A 24,623-nucleotide genomic window follows, 5' to 3' on the forward strand; every position below is an offset into this window, starting at 1 on the left:
CTCTTTGTTCATATAATCATGGCATTAAATTAAGACTGACTTTACTATAACACCAGACTAATCAAAATTTCAGTAATCAAATTGTTAAATCCTACTATTCAGGTTATTCCGCTGTCGGATTACCCGCTAGACAAATTGGAGCAGGAATGGAACTCGCTGTTTAATCGCAGTGCTGGCTGCTTTTTTCTGTCTTGGAATTGGATTGGCAGTTGGCTTTCTATTTTACCAACTTTTGATGACGTTTATGTTGTTCGCGCCGTCAACTGCAGTCACTCTTTAAATGGTTATGCGTTGGATGATTTGCTTGGTTTTGGTATTTTCTGTGAAACTAAAGTTCGTCGCCACGGCTTTGTAAAATCAAAACAATGGCATTTACACCGCACAGGTAACGAAAAACTCGATCAAATTTGGATTGAGTATAATGATTTCCTTCTCGCAGAAACTGCGGCCGTTAATACCAAAAACCTTTCCAACACTAGTAACAAAAACCTTTCCAGCCAACAAATTAGAACTTCTATGTGGCAATCGCTGTTAACATCTCAGCCACGTACGCAAAATGTAGATGAATTTATAGTAAACGTAGCCCAAACCAAATGGTTTGAGCAGCTGCAGTCAGATTTAACATCCGGTTCTACGGCTGATTTAACCAATGATCTAGGCCGCTTCAAGTATTTAACATCATCGCGCCAGCCTGGTTATAAGCTGGATTTAAAAGACAACGATTTGATGGAACATTTTCCAAAAAAAATATCCAAATCTACCTACAATCACATTAAACGAACGTTCTCTAAGTTAGAGGAGTTAAACGGCAAAAACTCAGTAACCTTTGACATAGTGACAGCGCCAAAACAAATAGAATTTTTACTTACTAATTTTTGTACTTGGCATATTAATAAATGGAAAATTACAAATACACCAAGTGGATTTCTAAATGCTCACTTTGCTAATTTTCATAAGCTAATCTGTATTAATGCTGAGTGTGATGACAGTGCTACAACACCAATTGCGTTTAGTATTTCAGTAGATAGCAACGTGAAAGGCTTTATTTATGGGTTTAAAGACAAGAGTTCATTTCACTTTTACTTGAGCTCTATAGAGCCAAATAGCGACAATAAAATTAAAGTAGGCCTTCTGCTCCAAAGCATGGCGATAGAGGCATGTAGGAATATGAGCTTGAATTATTATGATTTCCTAGCCGGTGAAGCCAGCTATAAGAGTAAGTTATCAAATATTCATACTTCATTTGCAAACCTGACAATACAAAAAGCAAAATTTAGCTTCAACATTGAGAGGTTTTTACGCCGTGCCAAGCCTTTTTTGGTTATAAAATAGCCATCAAAATGTTATAAATAATACAAATAAGAAATTAATGGAATAATCATGAATTTTAAAAAATCTTTAGTAGCAATTGCACTGGCATCAGTCATTGCAGCCTGTGGCGAAAAAAATAGTGAAGAGCATGTTGCTGAAGCTCAAGCGCTAATAAAAAATAACGAATTTCAATCTGCAATAATTGAGCTAAAAAATGCAACGCAAGCAGATGCCGAAAATGCGGTTACTAGAGAGTTACTGGCCGATATCTACTTTAAAACTGGTCAATTAGAATTTGCCGAAAAAGAATACATTAAGGCTCTTGAGTTTGGCGCAGACCAAGAGTCTATTTTCCCTAAATTTGCCGAAGTACTATTTTATAAAACAGACTATCAGCAAGTTACCGAATTAGAACTAGATTACGATAGTGAGGAATATGGTCCTCTAGAAAAGTTATTTTTCATTCAAGCATTATCGGCAACCAACCTACAAGATCAACCTGAAGCGTTACGCTTTTTTGAACTAGCTATTGAGTCAAATCCGGACTCAATTTATGGAAAACTTTCGGCGGTTTTGAAAAACATTGAAGCAGAACCTGAAGTCACTCTGGCGGCTTTGACCAGTGTAATGCAAAACAATCCAGACTTTGCTTTAGGTCACTTGCTCAAAGGACATTTTGAGAACCAATTAAACAAGTCAGAACTTGCTCTTAGTAGTTATCAGACCTTTGACTCGCTAACACCTAACTTATTATTAGCTGATATTTATTTATCCATTGCTCTTGTTCAAAACGCAGAATATGAACAGGCAATACAAGTTGCTTCTAAGGTAACAAAACAACATAAAACCCAACCTCTAGCTAATCAACTATTGGCAACCAGCTACTTTAACCTTAAAGATTTTGAGCAGTCTCTTATCTTTTCAGAAGTAGCGATTACCAACGGTTTTGACAATTATCAGAGCAGGGTTGTTGCTGGGATGAGTGCATACTCGCTTGGCAAGCTAGAACTAGCTTACTCACACTTCTCGAAAATAAAAAGCCAGCTACCAAAAGACCATTTTGCTCGCCAAGCTATTCTCTCTACGGAAATACAAATAGGTAAAATTGAAGAGTTAGAAAACTCTGTGGATGAGCTTGATCTTTCTTTACTGCAACCAGAAATAGTAAATGCAGCAAGTTTAGAATTATTTAAAGCAGGTAAAACCGAAGCTGGTAAGAAATTATTAGCAAAGTCTTCTGCTTTAGATTATTCAGATGCTAACAATTTGTCTAAATTGGGTGTGTTAAAAATTTCAACATCCGATATGTCTGGGATTAAAGATTTAGAAGCTGCCGTTGAACTAGAACCAACTTCAATTCCACTGAATATCACTCTAGGTTCAGCTTATGTTCAAGCAAACCAACTAAAAAAAGCGTCTGTATTTGCAAAACAATTTGTTAACGCATTCCCTGACTCTATAGAAAGCTACAACTATGCTGCGCTTGTTGCTTTTAAAAATAATGATTTAGGTTTGGTGAAGACATACTTAGATAAAGCGTTATCTATAGATCCAGACAATAAAATGTCACTTATGTTTTACGCTAATGAGTACTTGGAAGGCGAGCAGTACGATAAGTCTTATGCTGCAGCTCGGAAAGTTTTAGCTAAAGAGCCTAGTTATATACCAGCAATAAGAGCTGCTGTGTTCTCAGCTAAAAAGTTATCTAAGCACAAAGAAATATTAGATATTTTTGATACCGGTATTAAAACAATAAATGAGTCGGATGTTAAATTATTAAAAGCTGAGTACCACTTTTCAAAGCAAGAATATAAAAATGTAGTTGATGTCCTGGATATTGAAGAAGCCAACGAAACTAGCCCTAAAGAATTTTGGTCATTGTTAGCGAGATCTACATTTTTTGTTACGGGCTCAAATGAAACAATAAGAGTATTAGAAAAATGGACACAAGTTCAGCCTAATAATACAGCAAGCTGGAGTTCACTTATTAGCTTCCTAGAGAGATACCAACTTTCAAGAAAAGCATACTCTACTAGCCAAATAGCCTATGAAAAATTTTCTGACTCTCAAGAGTTCGGGTTAACTTACTCTTATTATCTGAGTTTAGATGGAAAAACAGCAAAAACTCAGAGCATATTAAAAGGTATTAAAGTTACTGACGATAACAAGAGCCTATACAAACTAGTAGAAGCTCAGGTAGCACTAAAAGAAACTAAGTATAAGAAAGCACTATCATTAGCAGACCAGTCATATGCTTTAAAACCCACGTTTAATGCAGGAAGATTGAGGTATGTACTAACTAAATCGTTAGAAAGCAAAGAGGCCGCCTGGGAGTTAGCTGAAACGCATTTAAAAACGAATTCTTTGGATAACTCTATGAGGCTATTATTAGCAAATGAGTATATTTCAACGAATCCAAGTAAAGCCATAGAGCACTATGAACTCGTTTTAGCCCAATTGCCTAACAATATTACAGCACTTAATAACATTGCTTATTTACTTTCTAATGAGGGAAAATTTGAACAAGCGCTGATATACGCCAACAAAGCAGTGGCTTTGAATACGTCAAATGCAAATACGTTAGATACATTAGGAATGATTTACTTTAAAAACGGTGATATTAAAAAAGCCCATGAGAAACTTAAAACGGCTTATAACTTGGCGCCAACAAATCAAAGTGTAATTAAACACCTTAAAGAAATCGAAGCCTCTCTGTAGGTTTCAATTTCTAACTTTCTATTTCTAACTTTCTATTTCTAGTTTTCTATTTAGAGATTTTTATTTGGGATTTTAGGTATAAAAAAAGCCAGCTAAAAGCTGGCTTTTTAGATTTAGAAACTAAGTTTATTTAGCTTTACGACGCGCCGCGCCAGCTAGACCTAGAAGACCTAAACCAAACATAGCTAAAGACATAGGCTCAGAAACTGAAGCCGCTGATGTATTAGCATTTTGTACAATAATTAACTCGTACTGCTTTCCACCCATAAGCTCAAGAAGACCAGAGTCTTGAGAACCATTCACGTTACCAGCAAACGGGTTACCTACTTGGTTTACTTGACCTGTAGCTGATGCACCAAGTACATCATCATTTAAATCAAAGCTGTAAATTGGAGCAGGAGCATTACAAGGTATACCTGAACACTTTTCGCCTAATGTTACTTCAAAAGCCCAGTCAGCATTACCTGAACCGCCGCTCCAAGTAACATCAACTAGTACATCAAAAAGCCAGTCAAAAGATACTTGTACAAACGCATCTTGCTGAGCTGTAAAGTTAAACGCAGCTTGAAGACTGTTAGAAATTTGTGAGTTAGTCTCACCAAAGTTATAACCGCCTACATCTGTAGAGCTTGATGTCATACCGTCAGCGCCACCTGGTAAGAAGATATTACCAGTAATTGATGCATTTGAATCAACAGATGCCAGTGACGAGCTTTGATTAGAATTTAAGTTGAATACTACTGGTACAAACGGGTCTTGAGTTGCTGCAGCATAACCGTCATTATCGCCGTTACCATTTAATGTAGTACTTACGCTTGTGCCATTGAAGTCAATGCCTACACCGCTAAGTGTGTAAGAACCGTCACCAGGAAACAGCTGAGTAGTACCCGCTGCATCTGCAAAAACGCTTAATTGTAAGTTTTGAACGTCGATAGAAACTTCAGATAATACATCTGCGTTCGCAACTCCAGCAGCCATCATTGCTGTAGCAGCAAATAAGCCTTTTGTAAGTTTGTTAAGTTTCATAATGTTTCCCTTTAAATTATTGAAGTGTGTTTCAATTTTGATATATACATACTAGCAAGTAGTGAGCCAACTTTAAAACACATTAAAAACAACAACTTACAATTAAACTTATTATAGTTGTTAAATTATCTGACAATGATTGCTGAACCATTAAAGGCTAGAAATATAGTGGCCTGAGCCAAAAAGATCTTTAGGATCAAAACCTAACTTTAACTTTCTATGCAAATGAACCAATTCAGGGCTAAAACCTAAGCTATTTGTTTGCATCGCTCTTATCGCAGATCGATAGCCCGAAAACCCGAGGGCATTGAACTTACTTAACATTTCGTCGTAACACTTTAATGCCGAGTCATCTTCTTCTTTTATTGTTCTATCAAAAATAATAGATATGACGCAATCAGCCGCTTTTTCATTTAAAAGGGTGATAGATAGTGCAGGATCAAACTTGTACTTGAGAGAAACGGTACTTGCGGTTTCAATCATTAAGGCTAACGTCTCTCTGGTTAATGGCCCTATAGGGGCAAGCCAAATAAGCCCAACATTATCGGCATCCGGGTTGCCGGTTGATACAAACTCTCTCATACGATAATAAGCGCTGTTGATAAAGTAGTTGGTAGGCTTACCCTGCTTAAGACCGATAAGCTCATTAAGTACTTCTAGCGGTTTAGATAATGATGCAATTTTACTGTTTGGTCGCTTCTGAACAAAATTAGAGGAAGAAAATTTAAGTGCCGTCTTCGCTAGGTTAGGCGATAACATAATTGCTTTATGTTGAACTGATTTGAGTGCTTTTTTAACACTTGAAACTTTATAGCTCAATTCTGCTGAGCTATCGGCATATATAGCACCAGATATTGTCCAAGGTGAGATATCATGTTTTTTTATTAACCGATTGTACAAGTTAGAAGGCAGAGGTACGTTATTGTCTGCTTCTTTAAAAGGATAGCGCACCATAGCTTGAATCCCTTTATGTGCATTTGCACAATGCATTTGGCTATTTAGTAAGCCAGACATTTTAAGAGGCCTTAACGCTTCTACTGCTTGATAAAAGCCTTCATTACTGCTGAGTTTTATAAAGAATTTTTTCATTAATTTTTTTGCAGGCATTACATGAATGTACATTGCTGTCACTATCGCAATATTTGACTGACTCATAACGCCTTCAACCACAGGACCGTGGCCATGTTTATGAACACCGGCGTTTGCTGCATTTGTGTGTCCAGCATGGCCGGTTTTAACAAATGTACCATCAGCTAGCACAACTTCTAACCCTGCACAGTGATCAAAGTGATCGCCATAAGCTGTGTGTCCAAAACCTCTTTCTAGAGTATTCCCTAATACGCTACTTTCAATAGAAGAGCCAGTTGCGTCCATCCAAAACTCGCCACCTTCACGTTGTAGAAAGTTGTATAGCTGTATTTGGCTTACACCAGGTTCAATTTTAACTATACCGAGCGTTTTTCCGTAAGGTTGTTCTTTATCATGTGTATTTGATAACCAAGTTGGTTCTGAATTTAACTTGTGCAAACTCATCAAAACGGCATTCTGAGATGTTGGCGTGGCGGATCCATAACCCCAGTTATTGCCCGTGGAAATAGTATACAACTTGATAGTAGAGGAAGTAACAGCGAGGCTGTCCAAAAATTTTACAACCTTAATAACTTCACTTTTGTCATTAGGAATAATTGCTAGTGAAGATTTATAGGATTGGTCATAACAACATTGGTTATATTTATTTAAAACTTCTTCATTAACGGTATTGCTTGCAAACTCAATGAGTTCCGACTCTAAAAATGCAATTAATTTGCTAAGATCAGACATTGAGTGCCCCTTTGTTAATTTTTATCTGTTAATCCGAAATCAGTGTAGCCTAGTCCGCCGATAATAGAAGGATCGCCGCAAACTTGAATATCTAACTCTTTTTGAATACCTCGAAACAGTTTTTTAAACCCAGGCGTTAAACTGTTTAATAACATCTTCGGACTAATGTAATAAGGTGCACGTTTACCGTGATAGTCAACAACTGGACCTATTTGTTGGAATTCTATACCTACAAACTTAAGGCTTCGAGCTAATCTAGGCTCCATCATCACAAATACATGTTCAATATCTTTGCTCATTACAATGCTTGCAGCCGATAAATACAGACCAATAGCAATAAATGGAAAACAGCGTAATTCTTTCTCTGAATACTCGCTTTCATTAATTCCGCCAGTAGCAGCACCCTTAAATTGATCACTTTGTCGTTTTCTAAATTCGTTCGGGACGGCCAATCTAGATATTTCGCAAATCTTATGGCGCGGAAAATTAGTTGGTATTAATGTAGGGTGGTCAATTGAATCTAAACAGTATTTTTCTAGTGGCAATTGTTGCTTCTCACTTAATGAGTAAACAATTCTGACGGTTCCAGCAAAACGCTTAGTGCTTCGATGTTGAATTACACAATGTATTGAGTGCAGATCAAAATCATCCGATTCTTGTTTTTCTTCATTACATTCTTCAAAGCCTAACTCTTCACAGTAAACGTTGTGTCTAATTTCAAAGGCTTTACTTTTAAGGTACTCATTATGAGCAACTATAGGCTGTAAATATTCAGAAAAATGTGTCGCGATACGCTTTGCATGAACATTCGCAAAAATTTTTGTAATGTATCTTATCAATGTACCAATGACTGGTTTATTGGATAATTTTTTTAACGTACTCAACTTAAAAAACCTATATTTGCGCTTAACTGAATTACAACAGTGCCAATAATCGAAAAAAATGTAAATTTATATTTTCACTTATTTGATTAAAAACAGTAAGTTTTGATAATAGTCCACAGTTGCCATTTCAACCAGTGTCAGTTTCTTTTACAATTACGCCTCAGAATATTAAATTAACCAACAAAAACAATAACTTAAAATTAGGCTCATTAATTGCAGATGCTTCTTTATAAATTTATTGAGTCTGGTTATAATTAGACCAATAGCGATTAATATTCTGGTGGTACAAATATGGATAAGCAGATCAAAGATTCCAAAACTGAATTACAGTCTTCAAGACGTAAGCTTTTAATTAAGAGCGCTAAGATTGCGCCTGTAATTACAGCCGTGGCTGCAGCTCCAGTTTGGGCTACATCTAGTGCAACCTCTGGAAACCAGTCAGGTGCAATGTCTAGAAGCACTAACTTGACCAAATTTAATGGCTTTAGTCCTGGTTATTTTCACGAGCATAAAAGTAAGAAAAACAAGAAAAACAAGAAAAACAAAGCAAAAGGTTCTTCGTGGGCTTCTAATAGTCAAAGTGCCCAAGCTTCTAATGGATGTGAGTCAATAAGCGGAAGCAGCAAACTGCCTGACTATTATTATGATAAGTTTTATGGCGGTATTGGCGGCATTTTTCCAGGTTCAATGCTTGCAGCTCAAGTACGAGACGTACTAAGCCCTAGCAATTGGAAGGGTTCGGGTGAAACTGCAAACATAAACGGTCACTCTGTTACTCAGGTTGATAGATTTATGTTAACGGCTTATTTAAATGCTGACCCTTTATATGGCGCTGTTGGTTACCCTTATACTCAAGACGAAATAAGAGCATTTTGTAAAGATTACGAGCAAGGAAGAGTTGCTTACAGAGATGCTAAACTTATTTTGGTAAATTTAGTACACGAAGGCCAAGGTGATTTGGGCTGGGAAGCTGATACAGTTTGCTAAAATTTAGATCAAATACCGTGACTCGAACTCATGAAGGTCACGGTACTTATATTTATAATATAAAACTTTCCGAAACATTGTTTATCCCTATAGATGTTGAAACCTTTTTTACAGCACTATCCTCTGGTGTTGAGAACAAATCAGAGCTAACTGAAGTTATTGTTAAAGACCTCGACTGCAGTGAAGAACACGCTATGTTAGCTGTCGATAATACGTTAAACTCTTTACAACAGAGAGCACTTATAGAGAGCTAGTAGTTGAAACTAAAGGATTTAGCTAAGTCAAAACTAGAGTCAGGAAAAACGCTAAAATTTGATGTTGGCCCGTTTTCTATCGCCGTCAAAAGCGACTTCCCAAATGTTTATGAAGAAATTGCAAAGATATACAGCGAATTTGAAGTGTTGTCTGATGAGCATTTTGTAGATTTTGAAATCACACTGAGAAATTCCCACTCCTTAATACGAAAGTTTTTTCGAAAACAGTGCTTTTTCCAGCTAGGCGACCAGGAGCCATTTACTCCTATTCCTGCAAATCAAGCTTTCCCTATGTTTGAGTGGGGCCTAAATTGGTGTATTTCTTCTAATGCACACCAATATCTTATGATCCACGCGGCTGTTATCGAAAAAAATGGGGTTTGTGTTGTATTGCCAGCGCCACCTGGTTCAGGAAAAAGTACCCTTACCGCACTTTTAGTTTTTTCTGGATGGCGCCTTTTGTCTGACGAGCTTACTTTAATTGAAACCAGTTCAGGCCTAATTCAGCCATTAGCGCGCCCCATTAACCTAAAAAACCAATCTATTTCTGTCATTAAACAAGCTTTCCCAAATGTGGCGCATTCAAATATTGTAAAAGATACTCACAAAGGTGACGTTTGCCTGTTTAAAGCTCCGGACGCTTCAGTGGCAAACATTGATCAAAAATCTAAAGCAACTCATATTATTCTGCCTAAATTTAGTAAAAACGAAGCCTTGTCAACGGACCCTATGTCACAAGATAGCGCTTTTTTTGAATTAATAGCCAACTCTTTTAACTACAATATTTTAGGGTTATCCGGATTCAATACTTTAACCGAATTTATTGATGGCACCTCAAGTTTTAATTTACGTTATGGCGACAACAAAGCCGCTTTAGAATGGTTTGAGGCCCTAACTTTATGAGCAATTTATTAATATCTTTATTTAATAACCCTGAGTTGGCCAAAAAGTTATCTATGTATGATTGGTCAAAAGTGGTTTCCCATGGCCGTGACCAAAATATGCTTGGCCGTATTTGGTGGCGCTTACAGTCAAACAGCGTTGAAAAACATGTACCTGACAGAGTGGTTCCCCATTTCACGAGCTGTAACTTATTTGTAGAGCAGCAAGAGATCAATATTAATAGAGAGCTAGAAGATATCTCTAACACTTTAGTAAGTAGAGGTATTGATACGACTGTATTGAAAGGTGCTGCGTACATCGCTGTTTCGTCTAGTTGCAAACATGGCCGTATTTTTAACGACATTGATATACTTGTGGACCACTCAAAAATCCGTGATGCTGAAATTGCGTTGATGACACAGGGCTGGTTCCACAAAAAAGAAACTGACTACGACAAGCGTTACTTTAGAGAATGGATGCACGAAATACAGCCTTTAATTCACAAAGACCGTTTAACAACTATCGATTTACATCACAATATACTGCCACTGACCAATAAAAAGCACTTCAATGCGGACAAGTTAAAAACAATCAAACTGAAACAAGTCCCACTGCTGACCTTTGACTTAGTTGATAGGTTTATTCATAGCGCTACACACCTATTTACCGAAGGTGAATTCCCCCATGCAATAAGGGACATAACCGATTTAATTATTCTTTACCAAGAGCTTGATGGTGAGGAAGAAACTGAGTCAGCGCATAATTTAATATTAGAAAGAAGTAAGGCACTGGGCTTAGATGATTATGTTCACCTCGCATTGCTTTTTGTTTTAAAAAACTTGGACAAAGAATTGGAACATAGACAAGTAGAAAGTTTAGTTAGTAAAAACGCTATTACCTTCTATGTGACAGTTCCTGCATTTAAATTTGTGTTTACTGCAGACAGCATTGCTCAAGGCAATTTTATTAATAACGTTGGGCTGTTTTGGCTATATATGCGAAGCCACTTAATTAAGATGCCGCTTCATGTATTAATTCCGCATATTTGTAGGAAATTCATACATAATATGAAAGAGAAGTTTAAAGAGGAGCCAGTCAATGGCGCTAACAAATAGAAAAGAACTTAATTCATTGATATCAGACGTTAGTGCAGGCGTTGGTTATTCGACCGTTACGAAAATTGAGTCAGCTGTAACGTCAACTAAATCAGCTGTTTATTTTGCGTTAATGCTGATTATTGCGTTAGTTATGCTTTCCTCTCCTAGTTTTGCTCAAGGCTCTAATTCCTTACCCGCGATTGCCGCACAAACTAAACCTTCAGTGGTTGGTGTTGGTGTTTACAATCCGCTAAGTGCACCGCGTTATCAGTTGCTTGGTACAGGGTTTGTGGTTCGCTCATCGGCAACTAAGAGTATTATTGCCACCAATCATCATGTTGTTAACGGTAAGGCCTATGAACCCGACAAAGCTCAAATATCTGTGCATGTTGGTGAAGGTAAAAAAGCACGTTTTTATACTGCTAAGTTGATTGCTCAAGACGAGCGCGCTGATGTGGCCATTATTGAAATTGATGCCGTACTGCCTGCTTTAACGTTAAGTGATAGTGATTATAACGCCCCTGCTGGCAGTCAAATCATGCTTTCTGGTTTACCTATTGGTTCTGTTTTGGGACTGTTTAAGGCGATACATATTGGTTATGTGTCTGCTTTTGTTCCGCAAGCTATTCCACAGAAAAACGCCAGTCAGTTGTCGATTGAAATGATTAAACGCTTAAGAAATCCACTTTACGTTTATCAACTTGATGTTACTGCGTATCCTGGCAACAGTGGCAGCCCTGTTATTGAAACTGCTACGGGCAAGGTTGTCGCGATTATTAACAGTGTGTTGGTGAAATCAACACGGGAAAATGTATTATCAGATCCTAGTGGGATTAGTTACGCCATTCCTGTGTCGGAAATACATAAGTTACTTAAACAAACTAGACAATAAAAATAATAGGAACTAGTTTTGGAAATTGCATATTTTGTAGGCCTTTCGTTATGTTTGATTGGCTATTTATCAACCTCAGCATTACTGTTTGGTAGTAATGCAAAAGGGCCTCTTCGCGCGGTCTTTTTAATCACCTACGTCATGATGATTGTATGGTCTGTTGGTTATGCTCTCGGCGCTACCTTCTCTTCATCTCCATTCTTTATTTCTCCGTTTTTAGAGTCCTTACAAATTGGAATGTGGTCATTGTTATTGTTGTCTATTTTAGATAACCAGCCTATTTCTATGAGTAAAATGCTCAGAAGTAAGTATGTACTTACAATCATCTTTCTTATTGTAATTTTTAACTTTGCTATCTTCTCACCATTTTTTGATGAAGCGATGGAGTTACGTTTAGTTATCGGTGGCGGTTTATTAGGCAGCATTATTCAGCTTATTTTGATTGAGCAAATATACCGAAGTGCCGGCGAGCAGAAATGGGCCTACAAACCATTAGTGCTAGGCCTTGCTATGGTTAATATATTTCACCTAATCATGATGTCTAACGCGTTGTTACTGAGTGCCGTTGATGTGAATTATCTGGCCTCCCGTCCTTACATTTATGCCATGTTAACGCCTCTTTTACTGCTTAGTATGAAGCGAGTGTCAAGCTGGAACTTACGCGTATTTATTTCCCGAGATGTGGTTCTTAACAGTTCATTATTGCTGTTTTCTGGCGGTTACTTGTTAATCATGGCCATGACAGGGTATGTGATACAGCAAATTGGCGCGGCTTGGTCCGGTATTTTACAAATCGTTTTTGTTGCTGGAGCTTTAGTTGCGCTAGCGTATATTTTTATCTCTGAGTCTTTAAGAAAGTACTTTAGAACCTATATTCAAAAGCACTTTTATGCCAACCAGTTTGATTATCGTGAAGAATGGCTCAAGTTAACCAATACTTTAAGTGAAACCGACGCCAGCCAGGACTTTTATCAAACTAGTTTAAAAGGGGTATGTGGTTCTCTGCACTATTCCACTGGTGCTTATATTATGTTGCAACATGAGCATTTAGAGCTAGTTACCTCAGATGTATTTGGTTTGTCTCATAAGAGCTTATTAGAACTACACTGCCTAATTCCAAATCTAGAACAAAGCCATTGGATTATAGATTTGCCAGAGTTTCACCGTACTGAATACGAGACACACTTTAATGATTGTAAAGTAGCGGGTTTGTTGTCTGATGGTATTGAAATTATTTTGCCTATTTTTATCAGCAATAAATTACATGGATGCTTTTTATTATCGAGTAAAAATGCCGACCGCATTAAAGTTAACTGGGAAATTAAAGATTATCTCACCGCTGTATCGTCTCAAGTTGCTGGCTTTATAAAGTCTAATGAAGCAAAAGTAAGACTAGAAGAAAATGCGAAATTTGCAGCCTTCAATCGAATGTCAGCCTTTGTTGTTCATGACTTAAAAAATGTCATTGCTCAAATAGGAATGATCGTTAGTAACAGTAAAAAATACCGAGATAATCAAGAGTTTATCGATGACACTTTTGAAACACTAGAGCATACAAAAGAACGAATGGATAAAATGCTCTCACAATTAAAAGAGAAGCAACAGCAACGAAGTTCGGCGGCCCTTATTGAGCTAAACAAGACGTTATCGGAACTGGTTGGTGATTTCCAAGACAAAGCTCCTAGCCCTATTTATGTTGCACACCCAAATGAGCTGTCACTGGACTTGGACAAAGACAGGTTTAGTTCCGTTATCGGCCACCTCATTGATAATGCGCAACAAGCGACAGACGAAAACGGATCTGTGTTGGTGAAGTTAACGCTAGACAGTGCGAAACAAAATTTAAAGATCATAATTTCTGATACAGGCATTGGAATGAGCAAAGATTTCATTGATAATCTGCTCTTCAAGCCTTTTGAGACAACTAAAGGCAACGCAGGAATGGGCGTTGGTGTATATGAAGCCAAAACTTTTGCATCTGAAAACGGCGGCATTCTCACTGTGAATAGCGATTTGGGCATAGGCACTACATTTGTAATGTGTTTACCTCTTGCAAGTAAGGAAAACTAATGGACAAGTTATTAATCGTTGAAGACGATTTAGGAATTCAAAAACAGCTAAAATGGGGTTTGTCTGGATACGAACTGATTTTTGCTGAAGATCGCCAAAAAGCTATTTCCCAACTTCGCCGCCACGAGCCTAAAGTCGTGACTCTAGATTTAGGTTTACCGCCTGATCCAACTAATGCTTCCGAAGGCCTTGCTGTTTTAGCGGATATCATGAGCCTTGCACCCAATACTAAAGTTATTGTAGTCACCGGCAACTCTGATAAAACAAATGCATTAAAAGCCATAGAGCTTGGCGCATATGACTTTTATCAAAAACCTATCGACATGGATACCTTGTCTATTATTGTTGGTCGTGCGTTTAATTTAGCTAAACTAGAAGATGAACATCGTTCGTTGCAACAAGGCCACAATCCATTTGGTGGCATCATTGGTAACAGTCCAGACATTCAAAAGGCTTGTCGGCTTGCTGAGAAAATTGCCAAAGCAGACATAACTACGCTTTTGCTTGGCGAAAGTGGTACTGGTAAAGAAGTATTTGCTAAAGCCATTCATGAATCTAGCCCAAGAAATAAAGGCCCTTTTGTTGCGATCAACTGTGCTTCAATCCCAGATAACCTGCTTGAAAGTGAGCTTTTTGGTTATGAGAAAGGCGCATTTACAGGTGCCGCGAAAACCACTAAAGGTAAAGTTGAATTTGCCAACGGCGGTACTTTATTCTTAGATGAAATAGGTGATATGCCTTTAAACCTGCAGGCTAAAATGCTTCGTTTTTTACAAGAGCGAGTCATTGAGCGCGTAGGTGGGCGAAGTGAGATTTCCGTAAACGTAAGGGTGATTTGCGCTACACACAGAAACCTTCCGGAAATGTCTAAGCGTGAAGAATTTCGTGAAGATTTATATTATCGCGTTGGTGAAGTGACTATTGAGATTCCGCCTCTGCGCGCTCGAAGCGGTGACGTGGTGGTATTAGCAAAACATTTCCTTCATATATTCAATCAAGAGTTCTCGCAAAATGTAAGAGGCTTCACCGAAGACGCGATACAAGCCATGTTGGCACATGATTGGTCGGGGAATATTCGTGAACTTCAGAATAAGCTAAAATCTGCAGTTATTATCTCTGATGCTAGTTTAATTTCAGCTGAAGACTTAGGCTTTTATAACGTTCAAACGAATAACGACGAAATCACTGAGCTAAACTTAAAAACAGTGAGAGAAAACGCTGAAAGTCAGGCTATTAGAATGGCGTTTGCGCAGTCTAAACATAATATGTCGAGAACAGCCGAGTTACTTGGTGTTACCCGACCTACTCTTTATTCGTTAATTGAAAAGTACAATTTGAAAGACATAAAGCCAGATTAATTCTGGCCTTGCCAAGTAAAAACATCATCTAAGCCAACGCCAAATTCACGCGCGATCCTAAATGCAGTTTCCAAAGACGGGGAATAACGGCGCTGTTCGATAGCTGCTACCGTTTGTCGAGTTACCCCGACTAATTCACCTAACTGCCCTTGCGTCATATTGTTATGGCGCTCACGAAGCTCTTTCACGTTGTTATCAATTGGGAGAAGTTTCGCCATTTTAATAACCTCGGCGGTAAAGCATAATTTGCATTAAGTACTCAATTAATTGACTTATTATTAAGCTTCCAAAAATAATATAAAACAACATGCTTCCTTGATTAAAGGCTAGATAGTGGATTAATCCTGTGACTGCACCAAACCCTAAAACGTAACCTGACCAATGCCCAGCTTTTGTCTCAATGATTTTGTCACGCTCATCTGAGCCCGCATTTGCATCTTTAGGAGACGACAATGCAATCAGGGTTTGCCCAACAATAGACAAGATCACCAGAATAATGGTGTACATAATTAACTTTGGAACGGATGGCTCAATTAAATAGCCAATGGCTGCAGATAAGTAATACACACTACTAAAATACAACCCTGTTGGAATGAGTAGGACGACAAACATAACCCAAGCCGATTTTTCGTTAAATGACATAATAACTTCCTTTTCAGCTAGTAAAAGCTCGTATTGAATTCGATGTTAAATATTTTTAACATCCGCCATCACAGGAATATAGTGTCATTTTTTAACCATGTCAAATATTTTTAACATAGCTAAAGTATCGAGGTTGGCTTTGGCCTTTTGCTTTAACTACTTGGCTTAGCTTTGTTGTTCTCGTTGCCGCCAGCACTTTTGCCTTCGTTCTGAATTTTTAACTCTTTCAAAATTTGGCTTTGTACCAGTAGCGAACGTCGATTCATCATTAGTAACGATTCCAATAATGTTTCGATTTTTTCACTATTAAAACCACCGTCCATTAGTGCTGAATTTAAATCAGCCAGTTCGGAGTCCGTAGGATTAAAATCTTTGACACCACCAGCATTTGGGTTAGATGCTGTTGCAGGAACTTGATGATTTCTCATCATGTCGAGCCCATCGTCTACTTGATGGTTTAATTCGCTGGATACTTCTTTGATTACATCATTAATCACTTCAACATCGATTGCGTGTTTTTCTTCCATATAGGTGAACAACAAAACGCGATCTAAAAAGGTATTAATTTTGCGTGGAATACCGTCGGTAAACTTATGGACTACAGATACAGCTTCCTCAGAAAACAGAGGTTCGCCCTGCCAACCTGCTTTATTCATTCGAAAGTTAATGTAGTTAGAAAGTTCTTGTTCACTAAGTGGCGTTAAGCTTGCCGACGCAATGACACGTTGGCGAAATTGCTCCATGATAGGCGCACTTAAAATGCCTTCTAGTTCCGACTGCCCCAATAAAAAGCTTTGAATAATAGATTTACCGTCTACTTGAATGTTCGATAACATTCTTAGCTCTTCAATAGACTCTACCGGTAAGTTTTGCGCTTCATCAATGATCAGTAGCATTCTGCGACCCAGCGCGTTTAAACGCCTCATGTAGTCGGTCAGCTCTGCTATGTGAGCGGCTTTTGTATTGCCTTCAGGATGAAGCTTAAATAGCTTAGTGATAGCAACGATTAAGTCATCTGGTGATAAATTTGGCGTCACTAACTGACGTGCAACAATATTTTGTTCTTCAAGTTGTGAAATAAGGTGATTAGCGATGGTTGTTTTACCAGTACCTACGTTACCAGTAATAACAATAAAACCTTCGCTTTGAGTTAATCCATATTGCAAATAAGACAGCGCTTTTTGATGCCCTGTACTCGCGAAAAAAATCTCTGGATCTGGGGTCAACTGAAACGGCTTTCTTGATAACCCAAAAAACTCCTCGTACATTACTTTATTTCTCCATCGAAAGTAATTCTCTAAAATTAGAGTGCATGCTGCTTAAATTAACTAAAAGCTTACCATATAAGGCGGCTAGTTTTTACGCCTAGACAAAATTAGTGTAAACGCCGGAACCCATATTAATGAGGCCAACGTTGTGAAGGCTAAACCGGTAATGATCACTATTCCCATCGGTTGCCATAAGTCACCACCATAAAGAGTAAGCGGTAGTAATCCTACAATCGTAGTTAGCGACGTTAAAATCACCGGAGTGAATCGACTTGCCACCGACGACACCATGGCTTCTTTGGCTGAATTAAAGCGATATCGTCCTCGGTTAAAACCGTCAACAACAATAATTGCATCGTTTACCATAATACCTATTAAGCTAATTAAACCAATGAAGGCCATCATGGAAAAGCTGAGGTTTGTAGCAAACATACCAAACACAGCGCCAGCAAAAGCAATAGGTAACAAGCTAATAATTACCAACGGCTGGGCAAAGCTATTAAATTGAATGAACAGCAATACAAAAATACTCACCACCACCACAATTAATATTTGTGATAAGCCGCCAAAGCTCTCTTTTCTGGCTTCTTCTTCACCACCAATTTTGTAACTTAAGCCATTTTTCCAGCTTAACTCATTCATGTAGCTTTCAATGTTTTGAGTAATTTTGGCAACGTTGCCAGGCTTAATAACGTCGGCTGAAACGCGCGCCATTCTTATGCGTTGATAATGATAAAAAGCCGGTTTAAGTCTTGTAGCCTCTATTTTCGCAATAGACGAAAGCGGTATATCTAACCCCTGCCTGTTTTTAATATACATTGACTCTAACGCGTCTACAGACTCTTGTTTGCTGCGAATGAGTACAGGGAAGGCTTGACCAAAGCGGTCGTTAATTTCAGCGGCAAATTCGCCGTCTATTAACAGGCTAACTTGTTGTTCCGCTGACTGCAGATCAACATCGCGTTGATGAGCTTTTATTTCATCAATTTTAATATCATATGCAAAACCCGACTCAGCGGTGATATTGCGCACATCAAAAGTATGTTCAAGGCTGGCAATGTATTTTTGTATTTGCGCGGCCCGTTGGCCTATTTGGTCTAAGTCATCGCCTAAAATACGAATGGTTATTGGTCTGTCAGTGACTGGACCTTGCTGGAATTCAAAGACGTTTACCTTGCCTAAACTAGAGCCTGAATACTTTTCTCGTATTGTATTGATCATGTTTTGAATTTTATTTTTTTCATAATCATCAGCAATAACTAACAGTTGAGCAAAGTTCGCACGGCCTCGGTCTGAGGTATGGTTATAGTAGATTCGTGGACTTGTTGCGCCCACCGTTGTAACTACACTTTTTACGTGTTTAAGCTTTTGTAGCTCTTCGCTTAATTGCAAAGCAGCGGTCTCGGTATATTTTAACGACGACTGCATTGGTGTTTCTAAATTAACCACCAGCATGCTTTTTTCAGCTTTTGGAAATAAACTCACGCCCACTTTAGACATTAAGCTTATGCAGCCAGCCACACCAATAACAAAGACTAAAAGTACCAGTAAAGGTCTTTTTAATAAGCGATTCAGAAGCCTTGAGAACCAGCCATCGGCAAATTTATTTAATTTATAAGACAAGGTCCAACTGGACTCTTTTGACACGCCAAAGACGCTCATTAATACTGGCAATACAATTAACGCCACCACTAACGATACCAATAGCGATATCGAAACAGACACTGGCAGCGCACGCATAAAGTCGCCGGTATCACTTTGAAGCAATAACAAAGGTAAAAACGCAAACACCGTTGTTAACGTACCGGAAACCAATGGTAAACCCACATCGGTAATCACCTGTTTAATCGCTTCCATTCGGTTGGACACTTTGTCTTGCACCTTAACAAACTGCTCAACCACTACTAGGGAGTTATCAACCAGCAAACCTAGTGCGACTATCAAGCCTGCAATGGTCATTTGCTGCATAACAAATCCCATTAAATTCATAATAGTGAGGGTGGCAAAAATAGTGATTGGTAATGCCAAAGATACCCAGAATGATTGTTTGAAACCCATGAAAAAAAATAAGCAAAGCAGTATTAGTAATAGGCCGCTGGCTAGGTCTCTTAAAAAGCCGTTAATGCGATAATGAACACTGTCTTCTTGAGCAAATATGGTTTGAATTTGTAAGTCGCCATGGGCTTTTTCAAACTCTTGTAAAACACCTTCAACTTGAGAGCCTAGTTTGTATATGTTGGCGCCCATTCGTTGTTGTGCCGTCACAAATACCACAGGCTTGTCGGCTACAAAGGCAATGTTGTCTGGTTTATTAAAGTCTATTTCAACGTCAGCGACATCGGCTAAGGTTATTTGCGCCGCGTCGTGCATCTTAATCACAGTTTGTTTTAGTTGCTCAACGTTCTTATATTCCCCCGACAGATTGATGGTAAAACGAACCTGCTTGTCATCTAAGTATCCTGCATGACTCGCTTCACCTCGGTTGGCTACTGCTTGCATCACTTCTTGGATATTGACCTTATATTGAATGAGCTTGGCAGGGTCGACATTTACCGCGACCACTAATTGAGGCAGTCCCCATACCCCGGCTTCTTGCACATTGGGCAATGCTTGCAGTAGGTTTTTTAATTTGGTGGCACCACGTTTTATGGTTTGCCAGTCATTATCTGGATGTGAAACCGCTAATTGCAGTACATTTACCGTTGTTGGCGATGCCTTAAAGTAAACAATGTTTTGCACTGAGCCTGGCAACTCACCACGTATACGAGTCACGCCACGAACAATCTCATCAAAACCATCTTGCGGGTTAGTGCCATGAATAAACTTAATGAGTATGTTTACCGAACCGTGCCTTGCGCGGGATTCAATAGTTTTAATATCTTCAACTAAATCAAGGGAGCGCTCTATTGGCTCAATAACTTGCGTTTCGATTAATGCCGGTGACATGCCCGGCGCTATAATTTCAACAATGCTAATAGGCAGCATGAATTGAGGATCTTCCGCTTTGGGCATATTCAACAGCGAATTGCCGCCCAACAAAAAGACCATGGCTAAAAACAATCCTAATAACCGAACGTTTTTAGACAAGTATTGATTTACCGAATGCAACATATTGGCATTAATCCATTTTTTCTATTTTTATAGCGGACTGAGAATCTGCCTTTATGTAAATAAGGTCAGGACTATGATCAATAACCTTCAATCTTTTTGGTTTTGCTTTTTCTGTGCCGCTGTTCAGCATTAATATAGCCGTTTGGTTGAAATCGAGTTGCACATACTCCGCCGGAACCGGATACACCATATTCATCGATTGCGTTAACGTCACATTATATAAAGAGCCTACGCGGGTATTTTCGGTGTCAGTGACCATTATTTTCACAACAAACAGTCCTGTACTGGCGTCTGGCATTTGCGGTACGGTTTTAACTTCGCCAAGTAACTTTCCTTCTGTTGTTCTATTCTCCAACATTATTTTCTGGCCCACAGCCAAGTGAGTGAGAAGCTGATCTTGTACCGCTACTTCCACCACAAAATTCTCATTTATTGGTGCAATAGACAACACCGCTTGCCCAGCACTAACAAACTCTCCAGCATCAATGGGACGACTAATTACTACGCCATCAAAAGGCGCAACAATAAGCGCGGCATCAAGAAACTCTCGTGTACGAATGATTTGTGCTCTAAGTTGTGATGACAGTGAACGCTGTCGGTCGACATCACTTTGAGAAACGGCGTTCACTTTCTTTAATTTTTTGAGTCGTTCAATTTCTTTATTTACGAACGCTTTTTCAGCAATCAACTGATTTAACTCTGAAGAAAGATCGTCAGTGTCGACCTTGGCAAGTACATCCCCTTTTTTGAAGGTTTGACCTTCTTCAAGAGTAAGTTCGGTGACATTTCCGGCTGATTTGAAGGACTGTTGATAGGTTTTGAAAAAGGCTAATTGCCCTACCCGAGTATTGGTTTTAACATAAGGCTCAGCCTTTATTTCTAAGACTTCCGAGGCAAATGCCCATGATGAAAAACAGACAACCATGGTAAGTAAAATGACCACTCGAGATATCAATGCAGACTCCTTGTTATTTTAGGTTATTCAGCCTCTGTTATTCCTTGAGAGTCACTGAATTTTAAAGCTATCTCTTAATATAGTATGTGAGCGACTTTTTTTTATCCATTAATGCGTTAATTATTTTTAAAAATAATGAAAAAAAAGTTCCGTTATTTGACGCTTTTGTTCTAGTCTTGAGTAACTAACGAGCACCTTTGCTCAACTAATTTTTCTTTATAAATTAATTTATTAAGGCTACTAATGAAAATCGCCATCTTGTCCCGTAATAAAAACCTGTACTCTACACGTCGCTTAAAAGAAGCGGGTGAAGCGTTAGGCCATGAAGTTGATATTATTGATACTTTACATTGTTACATGGACATTACTTCGAGCCGACCAACGGTTCGATATCATGGTAAAGAACTGCCTAAATACGATGCGGTTATTCCTCGTATTGGTGCGTCAGTAACGTTTTACGGTACAGCGGTAGTTCGCCAATTTGAAATGATGGGTACTTACTCAATTAATGAGTCTGTTGCTATTAGCCGCTCGCGTGACAAGTTACGTTCATTACAGTTGTTATCACGTAAAGGTATTGGCTTACCTCGCACTGGCTTTGCAAGTCGCCCAGACAAGATCAAAGATTTGATTAAAAACGTTGGTGGCGCACCACTGGTTATTAAGTTACTTGAAGGTACGCAAGGTATTGGCGTGGTTTTAGCCGATACGAACAAGGCGGCTGAAGCTATTATTGAAGCATTCATGGGCTTAGAAGCAAACATCTTAGTGCAAGAGTTTGTTAAAGAAGCAGGCGGCGCAGACATTCGCTGTTTAGTGGTCGGCGGTAAAGTAGTTGCAGCCATGAAACGTCAGGGTGCTGAGGGTGAGTTCCGCTCTAACTTGCATCGCGGCGGTAGCGCAACCTTAGTGAAGCTAACAAAAGCAGAACGTGAAACTGCTGTAAATGCGGCTAAAGCGATGGGATTAAATTTCTGTGGTGTTGATTTACTGCAATCCTCTAATGGCCCTATGGTTATGGAAGTAAACTCTTCTCCAGGCCTTGAAGGTATTGAAACAGCAACCGGAAAAGACGTTGCATCTATGGTCTTTGAGTCCATTGCTAAAAACGCAAAACCAAACAACAACCGTACAAAAGGTAAAGGCTAATGGCACAAGCTCCGTTGGTTATTGACGGTAATGAAATTTTGCCGGGCACAAACGTTAAGTTTGAATTGCCAGTTGCAAAGTTATACACAGACTCTGATGTGTCATTGCCGATTCATGTTTTTCGCTCGAAAAAACCTGGCCCTACTATTTTTATTAGTGCGGCCATTCATGGCGACGAGCTAAACGGCATTGAAATCATTAGACGTGTTATTTCAAATCCTAAATTTAAGGTACTTTGCGGTACGTTAATCGCAGTGCCAATTGTGAATGTTTATGGCGTGGTAAACCAAAGTCGTTACATGCCTGACCGACGTGACTTAAACCGAAGCTTTCCTGGCTCGGCAAAAGGTTCATTAGCATCACGAGTTGCGAATAAGTTTCTAACTGAAATTGTGAGCAAGTGTGATTACGGAATCGATTTGCATACGGGCGCTATTCATCGCTCAAACTTGCCTCAAATTAGAGCCAATTTAAAAGATGAAGAAACAAACCACTTAGCACAACTGTTTGGTGTTCCTGTGGTACTCAATGCGGACATTTTAGAAGGGTCGTTGCGTGAAGCGGCGAGTCACACTAAAACCAAAGTATTGTTGTATGAAGCTGGTGAAGCGCTTCGTTTTGACGAGTTTTCAATTCGTGCGGGTGTGAAGGGCGTTAAAAATATTTTGCGCCATTTTGGTATGTTGCGTAAAAACAAACAAAAGAACCCGTCATGTGCAGTAGCAAATAGCAGTAAGTGGTACAGAGCAAACGCTAGCGGCATTTTTAATACAAAAGTGAAGTTGGGTGACAAGGTTGAAAAAGGCGATGTGCTAGCTGAAATTGGCAGCCCTTACGGTAACGTTATTAATAAAGTCATTGCCGAGAAAAATGGCATTATTATTGGTCAACAAAATATCCCTTTAGTTCAAGAAGGTGAAGCTATGTTCCATATTGCCTTTTTCAGTGAAGAAGACGATGACATTGTTGAACATATTGAAAACGTACAAGAACAGCTGTTGCCAGAATTATCTGGTGGCTTAGATCAGTAATAGAGAACACCATGACAGATAAATTAATTATCGGAAATTTAGAAGTATGCCAGCTCCCTGAGTTGGCTATTTCTGAACTAGAAGTGCGTGTAGATACGGGCGCAAAAACCTCGTCTTTACACGTTGATAACATTACGAAATGCAAAATTGATGGCAAACGTGCGGTTCAGTTTGATATTCATCCAGATATTCATAACGTAAGTAAGATAGTTACTTGTAAGGCTGAAATTCACGACTTACGTCGAATTAAGTCTTCAAACGGCACATCGGAGCAACGTTATGTAATTAAAACTCCCATGGTCATTGGTGGGTTAACGTTTGAAATTGAAATCACATTAACGGATCGCTCTGATATGAGTTATCTAATGTTATTAGGGCGAGAAGGGTTAAGCGATCGGTTTTTGGTTGACCCATCGCAAGTATTTCTTTGTTCTGATAAATAACCTGACAAATAAATCAAAAACTATCTTAAATAGCTTGTTGCAAATGAGAATCATTCCTATTAAGCTAGGTTTATTGCTTACTTAATAGGAACCTCAAATGAAACTATTCAACCTTTCAGCTCTAGCAGCTGTATTAGCTAGTAGTGTGCTTTTATCTGCTTGTAATAGTGGAGAGTCTAAAACTGATACACTAATCGCTGAAGCAGACTCCAGCATAAGCAATCCTGATCAGTGGCTAAAGTATGAAAACTTAGCCACGCAAATAAAACAAAACCACAACTCTGCTTCTTTTTCAGAGTTAGCCACTCAAGCTTCTAACTTAACGCGCCTTTCTACTGAGCTACTGCCTCAATTTATTGAGCAAAATACTGAATGCAAAGAGTATCTAACTGTTGCTATGGATTCAGTGGAAACCATGTTTTCACTTACGTTAGAGCAAATTGAGTCTGATTATCACGCCGATGGCAAACTACCAGCGATGAACGACGTGAAATGTTATCACGCAAAAGACCTGCTAGTTCACCCAGCTACAGTTGCGGTTATTGCTAAAAAATTACCTGAGTCTACTGAATCAAGAGAAATGATTTTAGACGAAATTGCTGAAGTGCTTGAGCATTTAAAGCAGGTTCAACAAGCTTCTGTTCAGAAGTAAGTCAACACTGTCTCCGTTGCACTTAAATTGAACATCAGGGCAGTTAATAACTGCCCTTTTTTTTGCTACTTT

General features: G+C 38.8%; 21 protein-coding genes. 13 read left to right on the top strand and 8 right to left on the bottom strand.

Features of this window, described 5'->3' with window-relative positions; genetic code table 11:
* The first annotated feature begins 81 nt into the window (after nucleotides 1-81).
* Both ABD009_RS12475 and prsT read left to right on the top strand, forming a co-directional pair.
* Nucleotides 82-1,332 (top strand): GNAT family N-acetyltransferase, encoded by a 1,251-nt coding sequence (locus ABD009_RS12475; protein WP_343825886.1) that lies wholly within the window; start codon nucleotides 82-84, stop codon nucleotides 1,330-1,332.
* A 48-nt stretch (nucleotides 1,333-1,380) separates the two neighbouring features.
* The gene (gene prsT / locus ABD009_RS12480; protein WP_343825888.1) at nucleotides 1,381-4,029 is read left to right on the top strand and encodes an XrtA/PEP-CTERM system TPR-repeat protein PrsT; all 2,649 of its coding nucleotides are present in this window, start codon (nucleotides 1,381-1,383) and stop codon (nucleotides 4,027-4,029) included.
* Between the two features lie 126 nt (nucleotides 4,030-4,155).
* Here prsT and ABD009_RS12485 read toward each other — a convergent pair whose 3' ends face one another.
* The 3 genes from ABD009_RS12485 to ABD009_RS12495 form a co-directional block, all read right to left on the bottom strand.
* Nucleotides 4,156-5,055, bottom strand: coding sequence for a hypothetical protein (locus ABD009_RS12485; protein ID WP_343825890.1), 900 nt, complete (start codon nucleotides 5,053-5,055; stop codon nucleotides 4,156-4,158).
* A 150-nt stretch (nucleotides 5,056-5,205) separates the two neighbouring features.
* Nucleotides 5,206-6,876, bottom strand: coding sequence for an FAD-binding protein (locus tag ABD009_RS12490; RefSeq protein WP_343825893.1), 1,671 nt, complete (start codon nucleotides 6,874-6,876; stop codon nucleotides 5,206-5,208).
* 14 nt (nucleotides 6,877-6,890) lie between these two features.
* A complete protein-coding gene (locus ABD009_RS12495; RefSeq protein WP_343825895.1) occupies nucleotides 6,891-7,760 on the bottom strand; it encodes a PEP-CTERM/exosortase system-associated acyltransferase in 870 nt (289 codons plus the stop codon).
* A gap of 291 nt (nucleotides 7,761-8,051) precedes the next feature.
* Here ABD009_RS12495 and ABD009_RS12500 point away from each other — a divergent pair, with 291 nt between their 5' ends.
* The 7 genes from ABD009_RS12500 to prsR are packed head-to-tail and all read left to right on the top strand — an operon-like array spanning nucleotide 8,052 to nucleotide 15,300.
* Nucleotides 8,052-8,747 carry a hypothetical protein gene (locus ABD009_RS12500; RefSeq protein ID WP_343825897.1) on the top strand — a complete coding sequence of 232 codons (696 nt, stop codon included), beginning with the start codon at nucleotides 8,052-8,054 and terminating at the stop codon, nucleotides 8,745-8,747.
* Nucleotides 8,741-9,001 (top strand): hypothetical protein, encoded by a 261-nt coding sequence (locus ABD009_RS12505; protein WP_343825898.1) that lies wholly within the window; start codon nucleotides 8,741-8,743, stop codon nucleotides 8,999-9,001. Before ABD009_RS12500 ends, ABD009_RS12505 begins: the two co-directional genes overlap by 7 nt.
* A gap of 3 nt (nucleotides 9,002-9,004) precedes the next feature.
* Nucleotides 9,005-9,904 carry an HprK-related kinase A gene (locus ABD009_RS12510; RefSeq protein WP_343825900.1) on the top strand — a complete coding sequence of 300 codons (900 nt, stop codon included), beginning with the start codon at nucleotides 9,005-9,007 and terminating at the stop codon, nucleotides 9,902-9,904.
* Entirely contained in the window at nucleotides 9,901-10,998 is a 1,098-nt protein-coding gene (locus ABD009_RS12515; RefSeq protein WP_343825902.1) for a nucleotidyltransferase family protein, read from the top strand. The genes ABD009_RS12510 and ABD009_RS12515 overlap by 4 nt, the downstream gene beginning before the upstream one ends.
* On the top strand, nucleotides 10,982-11,872 hold the full coding sequence (locus ABD009_RS12520) for a trypsin-like peptidase domain-containing protein (protein WP_343825904.1): 891 nt from the start codon (nucleotides 10,982-10,984) through the stop codon (nucleotides 11,870-11,872). Before ABD009_RS12515 ends, ABD009_RS12520 begins: the two co-directional genes overlap by 17 nt.
* A gap of 18 nt (nucleotides 11,873-11,890) precedes the next feature.
* A complete protein-coding gene (gene prsK / locus ABD009_RS12525; RefSeq protein ID WP_343825906.1) occupies nucleotides 11,891-13,942 on the top strand; it encodes an XrtA/PEP-CTERM system histidine kinase PrsK in 2,052 nt (683 codons plus the stop codon).
* A complete protein-coding gene (gene prsR / locus ABD009_RS12530) occupies nucleotides 13,942-15,300 on the top strand; it encodes a PEP-CTERM-box response regulator transcription factor (protein ID WP_343825908.1) in 1,359 nt (452 codons plus the stop codon). The genes prsK and prsR overlap by 1 nt, the downstream gene beginning before the upstream one ends.
* Here prsR and ABD009_RS12535 read toward each other — a convergent pair.
* The 5 genes from ABD009_RS12535 to ABD009_RS12555 form a co-directional block, all read right to left on the bottom strand.
* Nucleotides 15,297-15,518: a helix-turn-helix transcriptional regulator gene (locus ABD009_RS12535; RefSeq protein ID WP_343825910.1), complete on the bottom strand. Its 222-nt coding sequence runs from the start codon at nucleotides 15,516-15,518 to the stop codon at nucleotides 15,297-15,299. The genes prsR and ABD009_RS12535 overlap by 4 nt on opposite strands.
* A gap of 1 nt (nucleotide 15,519) precedes the next feature.
* Nucleotides 15,520-15,942 (bottom strand): hypothetical protein, encoded by a 423-nt coding sequence (locus tag ABD009_RS12540; protein ID WP_343825912.1) that lies wholly within the window; start codon nucleotides 15,940-15,942, stop codon nucleotides 15,520-15,522.
* Nucleotides 15,943-16,094: 152 nt separating this feature from the next.
* Nucleotides 16,095-17,210 (bottom strand): XrtA/PEP-CTERM system-associated ATPase, encoded by a 1,116-nt coding sequence (locus tag ABD009_RS12545; protein ID WP_343825914.1) that lies wholly within the window; start codon nucleotides 17,208-17,210, stop codon nucleotides 16,095-16,097.
* Between the two features lie 84 nt (nucleotides 17,211-17,294).
* The gene (locus ABD009_RS12550) at nucleotides 17,295-20,321 is read right to left on the bottom strand and encodes an efflux RND transporter permease subunit (protein ID WP_343825916.1); all 3,027 of its coding nucleotides are present in this window, start codon (nucleotides 20,319-20,321) and stop codon (nucleotides 17,295-17,297) included.
* Between the two features lie 7 nt (nucleotides 20,322-20,328).
* Nucleotides 20,329-21,276, bottom strand: a complete 948-nt coding sequence (locus ABD009_RS12555) for an efflux RND transporter periplasmic adaptor subunit (protein ID WP_343825918.1) — start codon at nucleotides 21,274-21,276, stop codon at nucleotides 20,329-20,331.
* 243 nt (nucleotides 21,277-21,519) lie between these two features.
* Between ABD009_RS12555 and rimK the strand changes: the two genes are divergently transcribed.
* From rimK to ABD009_RS12575, 4 genes are all read left to right on the top strand, one after another.
* Nucleotides 21,520-22,425, top strand: coding sequence for a 30S ribosomal protein S6--L-glutamate ligase (gene rimK / locus ABD009_RS12560; RefSeq protein WP_155697057.1), 906 nt, complete (start codon nucleotides 21,520-21,522; stop codon nucleotides 22,423-22,425).
* Nucleotides 22,425-23,456, top strand: coding sequence for a succinylglutamate desuccinylase/aspartoacylase family protein (locus tag ABD009_RS12565; RefSeq protein WP_343825921.1), 1,032 nt, complete (start codon nucleotides 22,425-22,427; stop codon nucleotides 23,454-23,456). Before rimK ends, ABD009_RS12565 begins: the two co-directional genes overlap by 1 nt.
* Nucleotides 23,457-23,467: 11 nt before the next feature.
* Entirely contained in the window at nucleotides 23,468-23,899 is a 432-nt protein-coding gene (locus ABD009_RS12570) for an ATP-dependent zinc protease family protein (RefSeq protein ID WP_155697055.1), read from the top strand.
* Nucleotides 23,900-23,996: 97 nt separating this feature from the next.
* A complete protein-coding gene (locus ABD009_RS12575; protein WP_343825925.1) occupies nucleotides 23,997-24,551 on the top strand; it encodes a hypothetical protein in 555 nt (184 codons plus the stop codon).
* Nucleotides 24,552-24,623 lie beyond the last annotated feature (72 nt).

This window comes from Psychrosphaera haliotis (assembly GCF_039523615.1).
Taxonomy (GTDB): Bacteria; Pseudomonadota; Gammaproteobacteria; order Enterobacterales; family Alteromonadaceae; genus Psychrosphaera; species Psychrosphaera haliotis.

Bases quoted from the DNA above. Each gene is read 5' to 3' on its own strand.
- ABD009_RS12485 (WP_343825890.1), bottom strand. From the start codon at position 5,055: ATGAAACTTAACAAACTTACAAAAGGCTTATTTGCTGCTACAGCAATG.
- ABD009_RS12550 (WP_343825916.1), bottom strand. From the start codon at position 20,321: ATGTTGCATTCGGTAAATCAATACTTGTCTAAAAACGTTCGGTTATTA.
- ABD009_RS12490 (WP_343825893.1), bottom strand. From the start codon at position 6,876: ATGTCTGATCTTAGCAAATTAATTGCATTTTTAGAGTCGGAACTCATT.
- ABD009_RS12500 (WP_343825897.1), top strand. From the start codon at position 8,052: ATGGATAAGCAGATCAAAGATTCCAAAACTGAATTACAGTCTTCAAGA.
- ABD009_RS12545 (WP_343825914.1), bottom strand. From the start codon at position 17,210: ATGTACGAGGAGTTTTTTGGGTTATCAAGAAAGCCGTTTCAGTTGACC.
- ABD009_RS12515 (WP_343825902.1), top strand. From the start codon at position 9,901: ATGAGCAATTTATTAATATCTTTATTTAATAACCCTGAGTTGGCCAAA.
- ABD009_RS12520 (WP_343825904.1), top strand. From the start codon at position 10,982: ATGGCGCTAACAAATAGAAAAGAACTTAATTCATTGATATCAGACGTT.
- rimK (WP_155697057.1), top strand. From the start codon at position 21,520: ATGAAAATCGCCATCTTGTCCCGTAATAAAAACCTGTACTCTACACGT.
- ABD009_RS12570 (WP_155697055.1), top strand. From the start codon at position 23,468: ATGACAGATAAATTAATTATCGGAAATTTAGAAGTATGCCAGCTCCCT.
- ABD009_RS12540 (WP_343825912.1), bottom strand. From the start codon at position 15,942: ATGTCATTTAACGAAAAATCGGCTTGGGTTATGTTTGTCGTCCTACTC.
- prsT (WP_343825888.1), top strand. From the start codon at position 1,381: ATGAATTTTAAAAAATCTTTAGTAGCAATTGCACTGGCATCAGTCATT.
- ABD009_RS12575 (WP_343825925.1), top strand. From the start codon at position 23,997: ATGAAACTATTCAACCTTTCAGCTCTAGCAGCTGTATTAGCTAGTAGT.
- ABD009_RS12535 (WP_343825910.1), bottom strand. From the start codon at position 15,518: ATGGCGAAACTTCTCCCAATTGATAACAACGTGAAAGAGCTTCGTGAG.
- prsR (WP_343825908.1), top strand. From the start codon at position 13,942: ATGGACAAGTTATTAATCGTTGAAGACGATTTAGGAATTCAAAAACAG.
- ABD009_RS12565 (WP_343825921.1), top strand. From the start codon at position 22,425: ATGGCACAAGCTCCGTTGGTTATTGACGGTAATGAAATTTTGCCGGGC.